At 71.3% G+C, this 16,338-nt stretch carries 18 protein-coding genes; 11 read left to right on the top strand and 7 right to left on the bottom strand.

Annotated elements, in window-relative coordinates:
• Positions 1–49 precede the first annotated feature (49 nt).
• The 3 genes from DFJ66_RS10590 to DFJ66_RS10580 all read left to right on the top strand — a co-directional run bounded on the left by DFJ66_RS10590 (position 50) and on the right by DFJ66_RS10580 (position 2,709).
• Positions 50–748 (top strand): MBL fold metallo-hydrolase, encoded by a 699-nt coding sequence (locus DFJ66_RS10590; protein WP_121220314.1) that lies wholly within the window; start codon positions 50–52, stop codon positions 746–748.
• Between the two features lie 5 nt (positions 749–753).
• Positions 754–2,016 carry a histidine--tRNA ligase gene (hisS, locus tag DFJ66_RS10585; protein ID WP_211351066.1) on the top strand — a complete coding sequence of 421 codons (1,263 nt, stop codon included), beginning with the start codon at positions 754–756 and terminating at the stop codon, positions 2,014–2,016.
• A 66-nt stretch (positions 2,017–2,082) separates the two neighbouring features.
• Positions 2,083–2,709 carry a hypothetical protein gene (locus tag DFJ66_RS10580; protein WP_121230978.1) on the top strand — a complete coding sequence of 209 codons (627 nt, stop codon included), beginning with the start codon at positions 2,083–2,085 and terminating at the stop codon, positions 2,707–2,709.
• A gap of 15 nt (positions 2,710–2,724) precedes the next feature.
• Here DFJ66_RS10580 and DFJ66_RS10575 read toward each other — a convergent pair whose 3' ends face one another.
• The 3 genes from DFJ66_RS10575 to DFJ66_RS10565 are packed head-to-tail and all read right to left on the bottom strand — an operon-like array spanning position 2,725 to position 4,588.
• Positions 2,725–3,258 (bottom strand): pyridoxamine 5'-phosphate oxidase family protein, encoded by a 534-nt coding sequence (locus DFJ66_RS10575; protein ID WP_121220309.1) that lies wholly within the window; start codon positions 3,256–3,258, stop codon positions 2,725–2,727.
• Positions 3,259–3,308: 50 nt separating this feature from the next.
• Positions 3,309–4,172 (bottom strand): spermidine synthase, encoded by an 864-nt coding sequence (locus tag DFJ66_RS10570; protein ID WP_121220307.1) that lies wholly within the window; start codon positions 4,170–4,172, stop codon positions 3,309–3,311.
• A gap of 8 nt (positions 4,173–4,180) precedes the next feature.
• A complete protein-coding gene (locus DFJ66_RS10565) occupies positions 4,181–4,588 on the bottom strand; it encodes a hypothetical protein (protein ID WP_121220305.1) in 408 nt (135 codons plus the stop codon).
• Between the two features lie 18 nt (positions 4,589–4,606).
• On the opposite strand from DFJ66_RS10565, the gene DFJ66_RS10560 reads away from it, so the two are divergent.
• Both DFJ66_RS10560 and DFJ66_RS10555 read left to right on the top strand, forming a co-directional pair.
• Positions 4,607–4,969 (top strand): DUF1304 domain-containing protein, encoded by a 363-nt coding sequence (locus DFJ66_RS10560; protein ID WP_121220303.1) that lies wholly within the window; start codon positions 4,607–4,609, stop codon positions 4,967–4,969.
• A 75-nt stretch (positions 4,970–5,044) separates the two neighbouring features.
• Positions 5,045–6,178, top strand: a complete 1,134-nt coding sequence (locus tag DFJ66_RS10555) for a Vgb family protein (RefSeq protein ID WP_121220301.1) — start codon at positions 5,045–5,047, stop codon at positions 6,176–6,178.
• Positions 6,179–6,926: 748 nt separating this feature from the next.
• On the opposite strand, the gene DFJ66_RS10550 is transcribed toward DFJ66_RS10555, so the two are convergent.
• Complete coding sequence (locus DFJ66_RS10550; protein ID WP_170199262.1) at positions 6,927–8,291, bottom strand: YibE/F family protein; 1,365 nt, start codon at positions 8,289–8,291, stop codon at positions 6,927–6,929.
• 201 nt (positions 8,292–8,492) lie between these two features.
• Between DFJ66_RS10550 and DFJ66_RS10545 the strand changes: the two genes are divergently transcribed.
• A complete protein-coding gene (locus DFJ66_RS10545; RefSeq protein ID WP_246030190.1) occupies positions 8,493–9,119 on the top strand; it encodes a nitroreductase family protein in 627 nt (208 codons plus the stop codon).
• 3 nt (positions 9,120–9,122) lie between these two features.
• On the opposite strand, the gene DFJ66_RS10540 is transcribed toward DFJ66_RS10545, so the two are convergent.
• Positions 9,123–10,190, bottom strand: a complete 1,068-nt coding sequence (locus DFJ66_RS10540; protein WP_121220294.1) for an AAA family ATPase — start codon at positions 10,188–10,190, stop codon at positions 9,123–9,125.
• Positions 10,187–10,828 (bottom strand): nicotinamide riboside transporter PnuC, encoded by a 642-nt coding sequence (gene pnuC, locus DFJ66_RS10535; RefSeq protein WP_121220292.1) that lies wholly within the window; start codon positions 10,826–10,828, stop codon positions 10,187–10,189. The genes DFJ66_RS10540 and pnuC overlap by 4 nt, the downstream gene beginning before the upstream one ends.
• A 46-nt stretch (positions 10,829–10,874) precedes the next feature.
• Between pnuC and DFJ66_RS10530 the strand changes: the two genes are divergently transcribed.
• Both DFJ66_RS10530 and DFJ66_RS43375 read left to right on the top strand, forming a co-directional pair.
• On the top strand, positions 10,875–12,782 hold the full coding sequence (locus DFJ66_RS10530) for an intein-containing Rv2578c family radical SAM protein (RefSeq protein WP_211351064.1): 1,908 nt from the start codon (positions 10,875–10,877) through the stop codon (positions 12,780–12,782).
• A 106-nt stretch (positions 12,783–12,888) separates the two neighbouring features.
• Positions 12,889–13,806 (top strand): hypothetical protein, encoded by a 918-nt coding sequence (locus DFJ66_RS43375; protein ID WP_211351062.1) that lies wholly within the window; start codon positions 12,889–12,891, stop codon positions 13,804–13,806.
• A gap of 46 nt (positions 13,807–13,852) precedes the next feature.
• Here DFJ66_RS43375 and DFJ66_RS10515 read toward each other — a convergent pair whose 3' ends face one another.
• A complete protein-coding gene (locus tag DFJ66_RS10515; RefSeq protein WP_121220286.1) occupies positions 13,853–14,608 on the bottom strand; it encodes an SGNH/GDSL hydrolase family protein in 756 nt (251 codons plus the stop codon).
• Between the two features lie 132 nt (positions 14,609–14,740).
• On the opposite strand from DFJ66_RS10515, the gene DFJ66_RS10510 reads away from it, so the two are divergent.
• The 3 genes from DFJ66_RS10510 to DFJ66_RS10500 are packed head-to-tail and all read left to right on the top strand — an operon-like array spanning position 14,741 to position 16,192.
• Positions 14,741–15,139, top strand: coding sequence for a hypothetical protein (locus tag DFJ66_RS10510; RefSeq protein WP_121220284.1), 399 nt, complete (start codon positions 14,741–14,743; stop codon positions 15,137–15,139).
• Complete coding sequence (locus tag DFJ66_RS10505) at positions 15,136–15,546, top strand: thiol-disulfide oxidoreductase DCC family protein (RefSeq protein WP_121220281.1); 411 nt, start codon at positions 15,136–15,138, stop codon at positions 15,544–15,546. Before DFJ66_RS10510 ends, DFJ66_RS10505 begins: the two co-directional genes overlap by 4 nt.
• Positions 15,515–16,192, top strand: a complete 678-nt coding sequence (locus DFJ66_RS10500; RefSeq protein WP_121220278.1) for a TetR/AcrR family transcriptional regulator — start codon at positions 15,515–15,517, stop codon at positions 16,190–16,192. Before DFJ66_RS10505 ends, DFJ66_RS10500 begins: the two co-directional genes overlap by 32 nt.
• Positions 16,193–16,338 lie beyond the last annotated feature (146 nt).

The raw sequence follows: 16,338 nt of genomic DNA, 5'->3' as shown, positions 1-16,338 counted from the left end.
CGATCCGTTGCCGTTCTGTTGCCGTCGAGAGCCGTCGAGGAGTGTCCGCGTGCTGGTGATCGGGTTCCCCACCGGCGCCCTCCAGGCCAACTGCTTCGTGCTGGCCGCGGAGGCGGGCGGGCCGTGCGTCGTGGTCGACCCCGGCCAGGACGCCGAGGAACCGCTGGCCCAGGCGCTGCGCGAACACCGCCTCACGCCGGTCGCCGCCCTGCTCACGCACGGCCACTTCGACCACTGCTTCGCCGTCGCCCCCGTGTGCGACGGCAACGACATCCCGGCGTGGGTGCACCCGGACGACCGGGTCCTGCTGTCCGACCCGCTCAAGGGCATCAGCGCCGAGTCGCGCGCGTTCTTCGGCGGGAACCTGGAGATGCGCGAACCGCGCGAGGTGCGCGAGCTGTCCGACGGGGCCGAGCTGGACCTGGCGGGCCTGCGGCTGACCGTCGACCACACACCGGGCCATACCGGCGGGTCGGTGATGTTCCGCGCCGGCACCGAGGAGGGCGGACGGCTCGTGCTGTCCGGCGACACCCTCTTCGCCGGCTCCATCGGACGCACCGACCTGCCGGGCGGCGACCACCGCGCCATGCTGGCGTCACTGCGCACGAAGGTGCTGACGCTGCACGACGACACGGTGGTCCTGCCCGGCCACGGCCCGACGACCACCATTGGCCGTGAGCGCGTGGGCAACCCGTTCCTGCTGGACCTGGGCGACGACGCGCCGGCCGCACCGCACCGAGGACTGTGAAACCCGTGACGACGTTCTCCGCCCCCAAGGGCGTGCCCGACTACTTCCCTCCGGTCTCGGCGACCTTCACCGCAGTCCGCGACACCCTGGTGGACTCCGCCCGCCGCGCCGGCTACGGCTACATCGAGCTGCCCGTCTTCGAGGACACGGCGCTGTTCGCGCGCGGCGTCGGCGAGTCGACCGACGTGGTGACCAAGGAGATGTACACCTTCACCGACCGCGGCGGCCGGTCCATCACGCTGCGCCCCGAGGGCACCGCGGGCGTGATGCGGGCGGTCATCGAGCACGGCCTGGACAAGGGCCAGCTGCCGGTCAAGCTCGCCTACGCGGGCCAGTTCTTCCGCGCCGAGCAGCCGCAGGCCGGCCGGTACCGGCAGTTCCACCAGGTCGGCGTCGAGGCGATCGGCGTGGACGACCCGGCGCTGGACGCCGAGGTCATCGCCATCGCCGACGAGGCGTTCCGGCGGATGGGGCTGACCGGCTACCGCCTGGAGCTGACGTCCCTGGGCGACTCGTCGGACCGACCCGCGTACCGCGAGCTGCTCCAGGCGTTCCTGGCGAAGCTGCCGCTGGACGACGAGACCCGCAGGCGTGCGCAGATCAACCCGCTGCGGGTGCTGGACGACAAGCGCCCCGAGGTGCGGGCGATGGTGGAGGACGCGCCGCTGATGCGCGACCACCTCTCCGACGCCTCGCGCGCGCACTACGAGCAGGTCAAGGACTACCTGAACGACCTGGGCGTGAAGTTCGTGGAGAACCCGCGGATGGTGCGCGGCCTGGACTACTACACCAAGACGTGCTTCGAGTTCGTGCACGACGGCCTCGGCGCGCAGTCCGCGATCGGCGGCGGTGGCCGCTACGACGGGCTCATGGAGCAGTTGGGCGGCCAGCCGCTGTCCGGGGTCGGGTTCGGCCTGGGCGTGGACCGGTCACTGCTGGCGTGCCAGGTCGAGGGCGTGCAGCCGGGTGACGTGGCCCGGTGCGACGTGTACGGCGTGCCGCTGGGCGAGGCGGCGAAGTCGCGGCTGGTGGCGTTGTCGGCGGCGTTGCGCGGTGCCGGGGTGCGGTTCGACCTGGCGTACGGCGGCAAGGGGCTCAAGGGCGCCATGAAGGGCGCCGACCGGTCCGGGGCGCGGTTCGCGCTGGTCCTGGGCGAGCGGGACATCGAGGCCGGGGTCGTGCAGCTCAAGGAGCTGGCGTCGGGCGACCAGCGCGAGGTGCCGCTGGCGGACGTGGTGATCGCGGTGCGCGAGGCGTTGGGCCGGTGACGGGCGTGGTGGTCGCCGGGGCGTCGGGTCGGTGAGGGACTTCGTGGTGTGGGAGGCGTGGGACCGGTGAGCGACGAGCGGATCCCGCTGGACCTGCTGGACCCGGCCGCGGTGCGCAAGCGCGCCCGGACGGTGGCGATCGGCGCCGTGATGGTCGCCGCCGCGTTCGGTGGTCTGCTGGGTCTGCTCGCCGGTCGCACGGCCGGCCTGGTGACGGCGGCGGTGTTCGCGCTGCCGCTGTTGCTGCTGGCCTGGTCGGAGGCGCGGCGGCGGGTGTGGCTGACCGGCCGCGTCCTGTCCGTGCGCGCCTTCGGCACCCGGTCGGTCGACCTGCACACCGCGGACCAGTTGGACCTGCTGGTGACCGACATGCGCGGCAGCCGCACGGTCGGGCTGTTCGTGCGGGGTGGCGGCAAGGCGATCAACCTGGCCCTGGCCATCTACGCCGGCACCGGTGGGCGGGAGCAGGGCGTGCTGGCGTTGCGCAAGCTGGCCGACGTGCTCGCGGGCCGGGGTGACGCCCCGGGGCTGGTGTTCTCCGAGCTGCTGGTGGCGCAGCTGCGGGCGGAGGCCCGCGGGTTGGCCGCCGCCGACCGGCCGCTCTACCAGTTGGGGTCGCTGGCCCCCTCGGGTCGCCTGGCGCAGAAGCTCAACCCGGACGCCATCTCCCGCTTCGTCTCCACCCTGGACTGATCTCCTGCTCGTTCCTCACGAAGGATCTCGGCTGTACCCGGCGGGGTCGGTGCTGTAGGCGACCATCCAGGTGGGGTCGATGCGGTACCAGATGTTCTCGTCCCAGAACGGGTCGTCGCTGTCGCCGTCGTAGTGGTTGACGAGGTAGTCGCGGATCGCGGGCCAGGTCGGGTCGCTGCTCGTCCCCTCGGGGTTGAGCGGAACGGCGTGTCCGTGCGTGAAGATGCCGAGCTGCTCGCCGCGCATGAAGGTCGCGCTGATGCCGGGCCGCGCCGCGAGGTGACGGGCTTTGGCGGCCTGGCGGTGGGTGCCGACGACCCAGCGGCCGTGCAGGAAGTGCCCGTCGGCGCCGCTGATGCGCGGCTCACCGCGCCGGGTGACCGTGGCGATGGCCAGGGTGCACATGCCTTGGCAGACCTGGACGACCTGCTCGGCGTCCAACGTGCTTTCACCTGGCCGGATGATTGATCTGAGGTGGCTGCTGGAGTCGGCCAAGGACGTGTCGAGCAGGACTTGGAGGCGGTTGAGCTCGTCGGGGGTTTCGAACACCCGGCCAGTCAACCAGCTCCCACCGACCGCGCCGGCTCAGGCGGGTGTGGTCAGTCGGTGGGGAGGCCCCACGTGCCCTTGGGTGGGGGAGGGGACTGGGTGGCGGTCTCGTCGGTGGTCACCGGGGCGCCGCCGATGAAGCGGGTCAGGGAGTCGTCGTGTTCCACCCGGCCCGGGAACGGGTCGCCGGCCGTGCGGCGGGTCAGGTCCGCGACCGGCAGCTCCAGGTGTGAGCCGAGGATGACGAAGTTGCCGAAGCGGCGGCCTCGGAAGACCGCGGGTTCGGCCAGGACGCAGACGTGGCGGAACACCGATCGGACGGTCGCCGCCTGGGCTCGGGCGAAGGCGAGCTTGCCGCCGTCGCCGATGTTGGACGCGTAGACCCCGCCGCCGCGCAGGGTGCGGGCCGCGAGCTCCACGAACTCGACGGACGTGAGGTGGGCGGGGGTGCGGGCGCCGGCGAAGACGTCCGTCACGACCAGGTCGAACGTGTCCGGTGGGGCCTTGGCCAGCACGGCTCGGGCGTCGCCGTGGCGGATCTTCACGCGCCACGACTTGTCCAGCGGGAGCAGGCCGCGCACGAGCTCGATCAGGGCGCCGTCGACCTCCACCACCTGCTGCGTCGAGCGCGGGCGGGTCGCGGCGATGTAGCGGGGCAGGGTCAGGGCGCCGCCGCCCAGGTGCAGGGCGCGGACCGGCTCGCCGGTCGGGGCGAGCAGGTCGGCCACGTGGCCCAGCCGCCGCACGTACTCGAACTCGAGGTGGCACGGGTCGTCCAAGTCCACGTGCGACTGCGGCGTGCCGTTCAGGCGCAGGGTCCACGCGTCGGGGACGTCGTGGTCGGGGACGAGTTCCGCGATGCCCGAGTCGACCTCCCTGGTGATCGTCTCGTCGGCCTTCCGGGTGCGTCCCACGGCGGTGATTATCCCGGCAGCGCCTGGTTGCGCCGCCGCCGGTCGGGCAGCCGGTCGACCAGCCGGCCGAGGCGTTCGGTGGTGCCCTGCAACGGTCCGAGTGCGGCGGCCAGGACGCGGATCGACTCGTCCAGCTGACCCGTGTTGCCGGCGAGGGCGGTGATCCTGGGTTCCAGCTCGACCAGCTGGGCGTGGACGGCCTCCATCTGGTGCAGCGCCTCGGGCAGCTCGTTGGCGAGGAACGTCGCGAGCTGTTCCAGCCGGTCGAGGGTGCCGCGCAGCTCGGCGACCTGGGGGAGCGCGTCGGCGAGCGGGGTCAGCTTGTCCAGCGCGTCGGCGATGCGCGGCAGCGCCAGCACACCGGCCACCAGTCCGCCCGCGACCCGGGCGGTCGTGCTCAGCACGGTCCGCAGCATGCCGGTACGGTACCCGCCGTGCAGATCGCCGCGAACGTGTTCACCGCGCTGGTCGCGGCCATCCACGTCTACATCCTGGTGCTGGAGATGTTCCTGTGGACGACCCCGCGCGGGCGGGCCGCGTTCGGGACGACGGAGGAGTTCGCCGCCGAGACGAAGGTGCTGGCGGCCAACCAGGGCCTCTACAACGGCTTCCTCGCCGCCGGGTTGGTCTTCGGGCTGATCAGGGGCGGTGAGGTGGGGTACGCGTTCGTCGTGTTCTTCCTGCTGTGCGTGATCGTGGCCGGGCTGTACGGGGCGGCCACGTCGAGCCGGCGGATCCTGTTCGTCCAGTCCGTGCCGGCGGCGATCGCGCTGCTGTTCGCGTTCCTGGCGAGCTGACATCCACTCGATCGTGTGACATCGGGGGTGTGGTGGGGGACCTAGCATCGGGTCCCCGACCCCTCGGAGCCGACCATGCAGCCCCTGTCGCGGTGCTTGTCAGCCGTCCTCCTCGCCGTGGTCCTCCTCCCCGTCCCGGGCACTGCGCAAGCGTCCGGACCCATCACCGAGTACGGGCCGGTGCCGTCGTCCATCCCGGTCGGCGGGGTGTGCGAGGTCGAGTTCGACCACACCGGTCACCTGTGGGTGGAGCAGTACCTGAGCAGCCAGGTCGCCCGCTTCGACCCGGCCACCGGCGGGTTCGAGAACTTCTCGACGCCGATGCCGTTGTCCGTGCCCGGCGGCATGGACCTCGACCTGGCGGGCGACCTGTGGATGCCGCAGGTCACCGGCAACAGCCTGCTGCGCGTGGACACCGACGACGGCAGCATGACCGAGATCCCGTTGCCGTGGGCGAACGCGTTCAACGCCGAGCCGTTGGGCCTGCCCGTGCACAGCGGGGTGGGCCTCGCCAACGACCTGGCGCGCGGCGCGGACGGCGCCCTGTGGTTCACCCTCGGCGGCCTGGACTCGATCGGCCGCTACGACCCGGTGACGGGGGAGTGGAGCAAGTACCGCGTGCCCGGCGAGGTCCTGGGCCAGGTCGGCGCGCTGTTCGGCATCATCAAGCCCGGTCCGGGGCGCACGGTCGTGTTCGACCTGCCGCAACTGAACAAGGTGGCCACGCTGGACGTGGACACCCACGTGTTCACGCAGTACACGATGCCGACGCCGAACTCGTTCCCGGTGGGCGTGCGCACGGCGCGGGACGGCACGATCTGGGTGGGCGAGTCGCTGGGCATGAAGATCGCCCGCATCGACCCGACCACGGGCGTGATCACCGAGTACCCGCTGTTGGGCGTGAACGGGCTGCTCACGAGCGTGCTGGGCGGCCTGCTGGTGGGCAGCGTCGGCAACCCGCTGCCGATGCCGGGGCCCATCGCGGAGGCCAGTGACGGCAACATCTACTTCTCGGTCAGCTTCCCGGCGGCGTTCGGCCTGGGCAACCAGGTGGCGCGGTTCGACCCGACCACGCACGCGGTCCGGATGTGGAGCACGCCCTCGTCGGCGTCCTACCCGTGCGACGTCAACGTGACGGAGCCGGGCTCGGTGTGGTTCGGCCTGCTGACCGCGAACAAGATCGGGAGGCTGGACATCAGCGCGACCTGAACGACCTAGGCAATGTCCTGCAAGTCGCCCTCGCGCAGGCCCCGCCACCAAGCCGCGCGCAGCACGTGCTTTGGCTTTTCGGCGCGCGAAGCGCGCTGTCTTCGGTGGTGACCACCACAGGTGGAGGGCCTCGGTTCCCCCGCCGTATGGCCTGCCCGAAGGGCTACCACAGATTTCCCGGGGTGCAGCCGAAAGTTTTTGCGAGGAACGAGCAAAAAGTTTTAGCGGCACCCCGGGAAATCTGTGGTTGGCTTTGCCAGGCCATGCGGCGGGGGAACCGACGCCCTTCACCCCCCGCTGGCGGCCTGCCGCGCGGCGAGCGCCGCTTTTCATCTTTCGAGCGCTTCGCGCGTTCCAAGCGCGAAGCGCGTTCGGCTTGAGAGCGAAGCGTTCCGGTTTAAAGCGCTTAAAAGCGAAAAGCGCCTCGCCGGCGGGCAGGCCACCAAAGATGACTCAACTGCAACGGCGGGGGCTTCTTGCTTTTGTCATCTCCGTATGGCCTGGCGGAGCCTACCACATTTTCCAGGGGTTGCCGCTAAAACTTTTGCTCGTTCCTCGCAAAACTTTCGGCTGCAACCCCTGGAAAATGTGGTAGCCCTTCGGGCAGGCCATACGGAGATGACAAAAGCAAGAAGCCCAAGTTGAGTTGTGTCCCCTCCGGCGGACTGCCCACTCAGCAAGGCGGACTGCTGCTCGCCGGCTTCGCCGAAGAGCGTGCTGCAGATGGCGTGCTACTGCAGGACGCGGTCTAGACGCGCCGCCAGGGGCCTTTGGACGGGTCGTAGCCGGTGCGCAGGTCGCCGGTGACGCGTTCGAAGCGGGACGGGGGTTGGGGCTCCTCGGGTTCCTCGTCCCAGTCCTCCTCGAGCTCGTCGTCGTGTTCGTGTTCGGGTTCGGGGTCTGGTTCGGGTTCGGGGAGGTCTTCGCGGCCGGCGACGAAGGCGGCCAGGGCGGTGGTGATCGGGACGGCGGCTACCAGGCCGATGCTGCCCACCAGGGTCCGCACGACCTCTTGGGCGACCTGCTGGGCGGTCAGGATCTCGGTCAGGTTGCGGCCGGACAGGGCGAAGGCCAGCAGGAGCGGGAGTGCGGCGCCGGCGTAGGCCATGACCAGGGTGTTCACCACCGAGGACAGGTGGTCGCGGCCGATCCGGGAGCCTGCCGCGTACAGCTCGCGGAAACCCATCGCCGGGTTGGCGCGGCGCAGTTCCCACACGGCGCTGGTCTGGGTGACGGTCACGTCGTCCAGCACGCCCAGCGCGCCGATGATGGTGCCCGCCAGCAGCAGGCCGCGGGTGTCGATGCCGTGGCCTAGGACGGCGACCAGGTTCGCGGTGTCCTGGTCCAGGCCGGTGAGCTTGCCGAACGCCGTGAACGCCACGCCGAGCACGCCGATCAGCGCGAGGCTGACCAGCGTGCCGAGCACGGCGGTGGACGTCCGGGCCGAGATGCCGTGGGTCAGGTACAGGACGATGAACATGATCAAGCCGGCGCCGACGACGGCCACCGGCACCGGGTTCTCGCCGGCCAGCAGCGCGGGCAGCACGAACAGCACCAGCACCACGAAGCTCAACGCCAGCGCGCCCAGCGCGGCCAGGCCCTGCCACCGGCCCAGCAGCAGGACCGCGGCGGCGAACAGCACCGCCAGCAGGGCCATCGGCGTGCCGCGCTGGAAGTCCGCGAGTTGGTAGGACGTGTTGGACGTCGGGTCGCCGCCGCCGAACGCCAGCACCACCTCGTCCCCGACGGCGAAGGTCGGCGAGGACGGCTGCTCGGGCACGGGGATGCGCACCTCCCGCCCGGCCGCCGCCCCGTCGGACATCTTCACGGCGACCAGCGCGCACCCGCTCGCCCCGGGCTGGTCCCCCTCCGGCCCGCACCCGCCCTTGGTGACCTGCGTGACCACACCGCGGACGGGGATCTGCGTGATGCCGACCTCCGCGCCGGTGGGCTGCTCGCGCCCGAACGGGTAGAGCAGCAGCGCGCCGACGACGGTCGCCAGGACCAGCGGCAGCAGCAGGACCAGCAGCAGTCTGCGGACGGGCGCGGAGGCGGGTTCGGCGTGGCGGCCGTGCCCGTGGCCGTGAGCTGCGAGGAGGTCCTTGGCGTGCACGCTCACATCCTGCCGCACCCGCCGATCGGCGGTCGGTCGTGGCAGCGGCGGTGCCGGGTGTTCGGCAAGCGGACACTTTGCCTCGAATTTCGGGCTCTCCTCTTCAACGAGCCCCAGCCCGGTGCCACAGTCGCAGGCGTGACGAACTGGACTCCCATCCACGGCCGCCCGTTCGACCCCGTTCCCTACCGGCCCGCCCGGATGCCGGTCGAGCAGTCCCTGGCGACCGCCGCCGACCTGCGCCGCCGCATGGACGAGCGCCGGACCGTACGGATGTTCTCCCCCGACCCCGTGCCGACGCAGGTCGTGCTCGACGCGATCGCCGTCGCCTCCACCGCGCCCAGCGGCGCGCACCAGCAGCCCTGGACGTTCGTGCGCGTGGTGGACCCCGAGGTGCGCAAGGCGATCCGGGAAGCCGCCGAGAACGAGGAGCGCATCTCCTACGCCGGGCGCCTCGGCGACGAGTGGCTGGACGCCCTGCGCCCCCTGGGCACCGACGACGTCAAGCCGCACCTGACCGACGCGCCGGAGTTGATCGTCGTCTTCCAGCAGCGGTTCTACCTCGACGAGAACGGTCGGAGCCGGAAGCACTACTACGTGGACGAGTCGGTGGGCATCGCGGTCGGGATGCTGCTCACCGCCCTGCACCTGGCCGGCCTCGCCGCGCTCACGCACACGCCGTCGCCGATGAAGTTCCTCGGCGAAGTCCTGGGACGGCCGCGCAACGAGAAGGCGTTCGCGGTGATCCCGGTCGGCTACCCGGCCGAGGACTGCGTGGTGCCGAACCTGGTCCGCAAGTCGCTGGACCAGGTCCTGGTCACCATCTGAGGCTCAGCCGAGCGGGTCGGCGAAGGTGAACTGGTCGGCGACAGCGGTCCTGGCCGCCGCCAGGGCCTGCGCCAACCGCGCCTCCGGCGACCCGGTCACCTTCACCCACGGCACGCCCCGCGCCGCCAGCCCCTCCTCGAACAGCCCGGTCATCCACGCCCGGAGGTGCTCGCCGTCCCGCCACCCGTCCTGCTCGAACGGCACGCCCTCGTGGTCGGTCAGGACGTACAGGGCGGGGCGGCGGGCGTCGACGGTGATCGGGTGCCCCAGGTACCGGTGGCCCCACACCGAAGCCGCCCAGGAGTCGTTGTCGCACACCAGGACCGGGCGCTCGACCGCGGCCGCGTCGGCCAGCTCCCGCTGTCGCGCGGCCACGTCGTGGAAGTCGCCGAGTGTCCACACGAGACCGTCCAGCGACGCCTCGGGCGTGAAAGCCCGCAGAGCGGCCAGCTTGTGCTCGGTGTGCTCCCGGCCGTACTCGGGGATCCAGGACGCGTCCAACGCCGAGGCCAGCGCCCGGGACAACGTAGTCGTGCCGGTGCTCTCCGCGCCCACGACGACGATCCGCGCGCACAACCCGGCCCGCACGGCAGGGGCCAGCATCTCCCAGTTGTCGGCGACGGACGCCCGCACCGCCGTCCCGGACACCGGGAACGCCACCCGGTCCGGGTCCACGGGCACGTGCCGCGCGCCCAGGCGCTTGGCCATCTCGTCGCCGTACGCCTCGCTGGAGAACACGGCGTCCACCACCGCCGAAGCGGGCGACCCGTCCAGGATCGCCCGCCGGGCCAGCACCGCCCGCGCCACGCCCATGTGCAGCTCCCACACGGTGTCGCTGTGGAAGTCCATCGGGTGGTCGTCCAGGTCGCCCAGCACGACCACCCCGGGCTCGCTCGCGTGCTCCGCCCGCAGCCACGCCACCCGCGATTCCACCGGGATCGACTCGACGCTGGACGCGAGCACCGCCACGGTCACCCGCTCGCTGCGGGAAGCCGCCGTGCGGATGAGGTGGTGGTGACCCCGGTGGGGCGGGTAGAACTTGCCGAGGACCAGTGAGTGCTCGAAGGTCACGCGGCGACCGCCTCGTCCGAGCGCAGCGCGCGCGTCCAGTTGCGCAAACCCAGCACGCACAGCGCCATGAACCCCACGTACAGGATCGCGGTGAGCCAGAGGTCCTTGTAGGCGTACAACGGAACATAGATCACGTCGGCCGCGATCCACAGCCACCAGCACTCGAGCTTCTTGCGGGTCTGGCCCCAGGTGGCCAGCAGGGACAGCACCGTCGTGACCGAGTCCGCCCACGGCACCGTCGAGGTGGTGAACGTCATGAGCACCCAGGCGATCAACACCGTCCCCGCCACGCCGGCGGCCAGCAGCGCCCACCACTGGCCGGCGGTGGTGCGGCTGACCGGCAGCGCCGAGTGGTCCGCGCCGCCGCGCAGCCAGGCCCACCACCCGTACAGCGCAAGAGCGATGTAGACGACCTGGAGCCCCGAGTCCGCGTAGAGGCCGCCGGCCGCGAACAGCACGAGGAAGGCGAGGTTGTTGAGGATGCCGATCGGCCAGTTCCACGGGTTCTGCCGGGCGACGAGCCACACGCACAGGGCGCCCGTGACGAAACCCGCCACTTCGCCCCAGCTCGTCGAGACCCCGGCGACCGTGACGGCCGGGGTGTTGAAGGGCACCAGGATGACGTCCAGTAGCGACACCAGTACTCCGTTTGACGGTCGTTCGAACACGTGTTCGAATGTGGGTATGCGATGGGACGGTCAGAAGGACGGGGCGGACCGGCAGCAGGCCCTGCCGGGGTTGCCGGGACTGGTTCGCAGCGTACGAACTCCGGACTTCGCCGACGTCGTGTTCCACGAGGTGCGTGCGAAGTCGGTGCTCAACAAGGTGCCCGGCGGGCGGCTCCCGTTCTCCTGGACGGTCAACCCGTACCGGGGCTGCACCCACGGCTGCACCTACTGCCTGTCCGGCGACACCCCGGTCCTGCTCGCCGACGGGCGCACCAAGCCGATCGCCGAGTTGGCGCTGGGCGAGGAGGTGTTCGGCACGCGCCAGGGTCGTTTCGTCACAACCCGTGTCCAGGCGCACTGGACGACGGTGAAACCGGCCTACCGCGTGACCCTGGAGGACGGCACCCAGGTCGTCGCCAGCGGTGACCACCGGTTCCTGTCCGACGACGGCTGGAAGCACGTGACCCCGGGCCGGTGCGCCGACTTCGAGGAGCGGCCGTTCCTGACCAAGGGCACCCGGCTGCTCGGCACCGGCCGGTTCGCCACCCCGCCCGCGCGCACGGCGGAGTACCGGCGGGGTTACCTGTGGGGTGTGGTGCGCGGCGGGCTGCCCGCCGACCCGGACGTGCTGGCGCGGGCGCAGGAGTACGCCGGCGGGCGGGTGCCCCGCGACGGCGAGCTGGTCGAGTGGCCGACCACGCCGGACGACGAGTGGTCCAAGGGCTTCCTGGCGGGCTTGTTCGACGCGCGCGGCACGGCGACCGGTGGCGAGCTGGTGCTGTCCTCTTCGGACAGTGCGGTGTTCGAGGCGGCCGTGGTGTCGTTGATGCGCTTGAAGATCTCGCACGTGATCGAGGTGCGCGGGGTGCGCATCACGGGCGGGTTGGCCGAGCGGCTGCGGTTCCTGCACCTGGTCGGGCCGGCGGTCGCGCGCGGCAACGCCGTGGAGGGCATGCCGGTGCCGACCTCCCCGCGGCTGGGTGTCGTGTCGGTCGAGGCGCTGGGGGTGAACCGGACGCTGTACGACATCAGCACCGGCACCGGCGACTTCGTGGCCAACGGCCTGGTCAGCCACAACTGCTTCGCCCGCAACACCCACACCTACCTCGACCTGGACGCCGGGCACGACTTCGACAGCCAGGTCGTGGTGAAGGTCAACGCGGTCGAGGTGCTCACGGCGCAGCTGAAGTCCAAGCGGTGGCGGCGCGAACACGTGGCGATGGGCACCAACACCGACCCGTACCAGCGGGCCGAGGGCCGGTACGCGTTGATGCCGGGGATCGTGAAGGCGTTGGCGGACTCCGGGACGCCGTTCTCCATCCTCACCAAGGGGACCGTGCTGTCCCGGGACATCCCGCTGCTGGCTCGGGTGTCGGAGTCGGTGCCGGTGGGGCTGGGGGTGTCGATCGCGCTGCTGGACCGGGAGTTGCAGTCGGGGCTGGAGCCCGGCACACCCAGTCCGCAGGCGCGGCTGGAGCTGGTGCGGCGGGTGCGGGACGCGGGGTTGCCGTGCGGGGTGTTCGTCGCGCCCGTGCTGCCCGGGTTGACCGACTCGGAGGAGCAGTTGGACGGGCTGCTGGCCCAGATCGCCGCGGCGGGCGCGAGCGGCGTGACCGTGCTGCCGCTGCACTTGCGGCCCGGTGCGCGCGAGTGGTTCGCGCGGTGGCTGGTGGCGTCCCGGCCGGACCTGGCCGCCACGTACCGCCGGCTCTACGCACGCGGGTCCTATGTGGACGCCCGTTACCGGAAGTGGCTGGCCGACCGCATCCAGCCACTGCTGCGCCGTCACGGCCTGGACGTGAAAGGTGGTCGCGACGCGGTCGGCGTGCCGGGTGACGACGACGGCGTGTGGCCCGAGGGCAGCCTGCCGGCGGACGTGCCCGGTCCGCGCGCGGTGGACCAGGAGCAGTTGACCTTGCTCTGAGCCCCGGATGGAGGGAAAGTCCTCACCGGTTCGAGTGGTTGTGCCGTCCTGCGCGCGCTGAGCCGCTTCGGCTGTGGCCAAGCTTTCTGGTCCGCACTGTTGCGGGGTGCCGCCGATCTTGGAGGACGACGTGCGCACGACCCTCACCCGGACCTGCCAGTTGGCGGCCTGTCTGCTCGCCGTCGGTGTGGTGTGGTTCGGCACAGCCAACGCCCAACCGCCGGACGACCCGCCGCCCGTCTCGGGTGACTCCCGCGCCACCGCCTACCCGGGCAACGCCACCACCTGCGCGGACGCCGGTCTGGCCGGGGAGATCATCCAGGTCACGTCGACCGACGACGGCACGTACCTCGACGTGACCGCCGTGCCGGAGGGCTACACCCTGACCGGCGTCGTGGTGAAGGGCACCAACGCCTACAACGTCTACAAGGGCTTGGGCGACCTGCCGTGGCTGGACCTGCACGCGCCCCTGGCGAGTTCGGGTCAGCCGGCGGAGATCAGCCACTGGTACGCCTGCGGCACCAAGACGACGACCACCACGACCACCACCACGACGACGACCACCTCGCCGACCACCACGACGACGACGTCCGTGGGCGCAACCACCACGACCACTTCCACGTCGAGCACGACCTACCCGACCACCACCACTACGACGTCCAGCACGACCGCCACGACCACCACGACGTCGGGCACCACGACGTCGGCCACGACCACGACCACCACGCCGACGTCCGGCAGCACCACGACCACCACGCCGACGTCGGGCAGCACCACGACCACGACCCCGGTGACGACGACCACGACCCCGGTGACGACCACCACGACTCCGGCGGCGACGACCACGACGTCCGGTGCCCAGGTCACGACGACGACCACCACCGCCCCGCTGGCCGCCGACCAGCAGAAGCCGTTGGCCTCCACGGGTTCCCGCACGGCGTGGCTCGTCCCGGTCGGCACGCTGCTCGTCCTGCTCGGCGGCGCGTGCGTCGCGCTGGCCCGGCGTCGACGCTTCGGCCAGTAGTCCTTGGTGAGTGCCCCGGGCGGTTCCCGACCGGAACCGCCCGGGGCTAGGCGAGGGGCAGGAGGTCCGGGCGCTTGGCGGTCCGGCCGTCACCCGACGACCGGCCCCGCACCCGGCGCAGCAGCCACGGCGCCAAGAAGCCCGCCAGCCACCGGATCTCGGTCATCGCGGTGACCCGCCCCGCCGGGTCCGGGAACGGACGTCGCCACGAGTCGTCGGCACCCGGCAGCCCGAGACCGTGCGCCACCGCGTCGGCGATGAGCGCGTGCCCCAATGCGTTGGCGTGCAACCGGTCCGCGCTCCACAGCCGCGCGTCGCACACCGCCGGGTACGGGTGGGTGTCCACCACCGTCACCCCGTGCCGTTCCGCCGCCGCCCGGATGGCCGCGTTGAGCGCCAGCACGCGCGGGCGCAGGGGTCGGGCGAGCGGGGTGACGACGCCGATGTCGGGGAAGGTCAGCGTGACGACGTGCGCGCCGGCACCGGTCAGCGCCGCGAACACCGCCTCCAGGTGCCCCGCGACCTCGGCCGCCGAGAACTTCGGGCGCAGCAGGTCGTTCATCCCGGCCACCACGCTCGCCAGGTCCGGCCGCAGCGCGAGGGCGGGGGCGAGCTGGTCCCGCCGCACGTCGGCGGCGAGCTTCCCGCGCACGGCCAGGTTGGCGTAGGTCAGGTCGGGGTTGGTCGTCGCCAGTCGCTCGGCGAGCCGGTCGGCCCAGCCCCGGTGGCCGGTGAGGTCGTCGCCGTCGCCGATGCCCTCGGTCTGGCTGTCACCCAGTGCGACGAAACGCGAGTACGCCATGCGAGTGACCGTAATATGCGCCGGGTTGCTGTGCAACGAGTTGCATAGGTCGAAATTTCTTCTTGAACATGTTCAAAACGCGGGCGTACGCTCGCCCCCAGGGAGTTGAACACGTTCAAAAAGGGGGAACGCATGGACCCGCTGGTCCTCACCTACGTCCTGTACCTGCTGCTCAGCATCGGTCTGACCATCTGGGTCGGGAACACCCTCAGCCGCAACGGGAAGGTCTTCCTGGTCGACGTCTTCGGCGGCAACGAGGAGCTGGCACGGACGGTCAACCACCTGCTGGTGGTCGGCTTCTACCTGGTCAACTTCGGCTTCGTCGCCTGGTACCTGCGCACCGCCGACGCGGTCGGCCAGACCCGGGAGGTGTTCGAGACGCTGTCGGTGAAGGTCGGGACGGTGCTGATCGTGCTGGGCGTCCTGCACCTGGGCAACGTCTTCGTCCTCGGCCGCATGCGCCGCCGCAGCCTGCACCAGGCCCAGTCGCTGCCGCCGGTCGGTCCCGACGCCTACACGAAGCTCGCATGACCACGCCGACCGCGGTGCCGACCACAGTGCGGACCGCCGCCCTCACCGTCCTCTACGACGCGGACTGCCCGTTCTGCCGCAAGGCCAAGGGGTGGCTGTCCCGGCAGGAGCAGCTCGTGCGGCTGGAGTTCGTCCCCGCGAACTCGGACGTGGCCCGCCGGCGGTTCCCCGAGCTCGACCACGCCCAGACCCTCCAGGTGATCACCGTCATCGGCGACCGGGGCGAGGTCTACCGGGGCGAACGGGCCTGGCTGGTGTGCCTGTGGGCGTTGCGCGCGTGGCGGCCGATGGCGAACCGGCTCTCCCGGTCGGGGCACCGGCTCTTCCTGCGCGCCGCGACCGAACTGGCCGACCGGCTGCGTGCGATGACCAAGGATGAGGACTGTGGAGAAACCTGCCAAGAGTGAGCAGACGCGGGCCCTCATCGTGGACACCGCGCTGCGCCTGTTCCGCGAGCACGGCTACGACCGCACCACGATGAGGGCCATCGCGAAGGAAGCGGGGGTGTCCGTCGGCAACGCCTACTACTACTTCCCGTCCAAGGAACACCTGGTCCAAGGCTTCTACGACCAGATGGCCGAGGCCCACCGGCGGGCCTCCGCGGCCGTGTTCGACGCCGACGCCGACTTCACCTCCCGGCTGACGGCGGTGCTGCTGGCGTGGCTGGAGGTGTCCGCGCCCTACCACGAGTTCGCCGTGCAGTTCTTCAAGAACGCGATCGACCCGAACAGCCCGCTCAGTCCGTTCTCCACCGAGTCCGGCAACGCGCGGGAGACCGCGATCGACGTCCACCGGCGGCTGCTGGAGGGCGTGAAGGTCGATCCCCAGCTGCGCGAGGACCTGCCGGAGCTGCTGTGGCTGTTCCAGATGGGCGTGGTGCTGTACTGGGTGCACGACAAGTCCGAGGGGCAGCGCGGCACGCGGACGCTGATCACCCGCAGCGCGCCCCTGATCGGCAAGCTGCTGGCGATGTCCCGGGTCCCGGGCCTGCGTTCGGTGACCCGCGAGGCCGTGCAGTTGTTCCGGGACATCGGGTTGAGCCGGCTGGGTTGACACCGCCGGCGTGTTCTGGCCATCCTGGGACGTGCGGCCGAGAGGCGCTGCGACGGACCCGGGAGGTCCGCCACGCTCGGTCCGCGATCACTCGACCCAAGGGCGCCTCCTGACCACAGGAGGTTCCGCTTTGGGCAGGCCCCCGA

Source organism: Saccharothrix variisporea, from assembly GCF_003634995.1.
GTDB lineage: Bacteria > Actinomycetota > Actinomycetes > Mycobacteriales > Pseudonocardiaceae > Actinosynnema > Actinosynnema variisporeum.
Note: the sequence above shows the minus strand (reverse complement) of the source record. Positions and strands in the feature narration are given on the sequence as shown.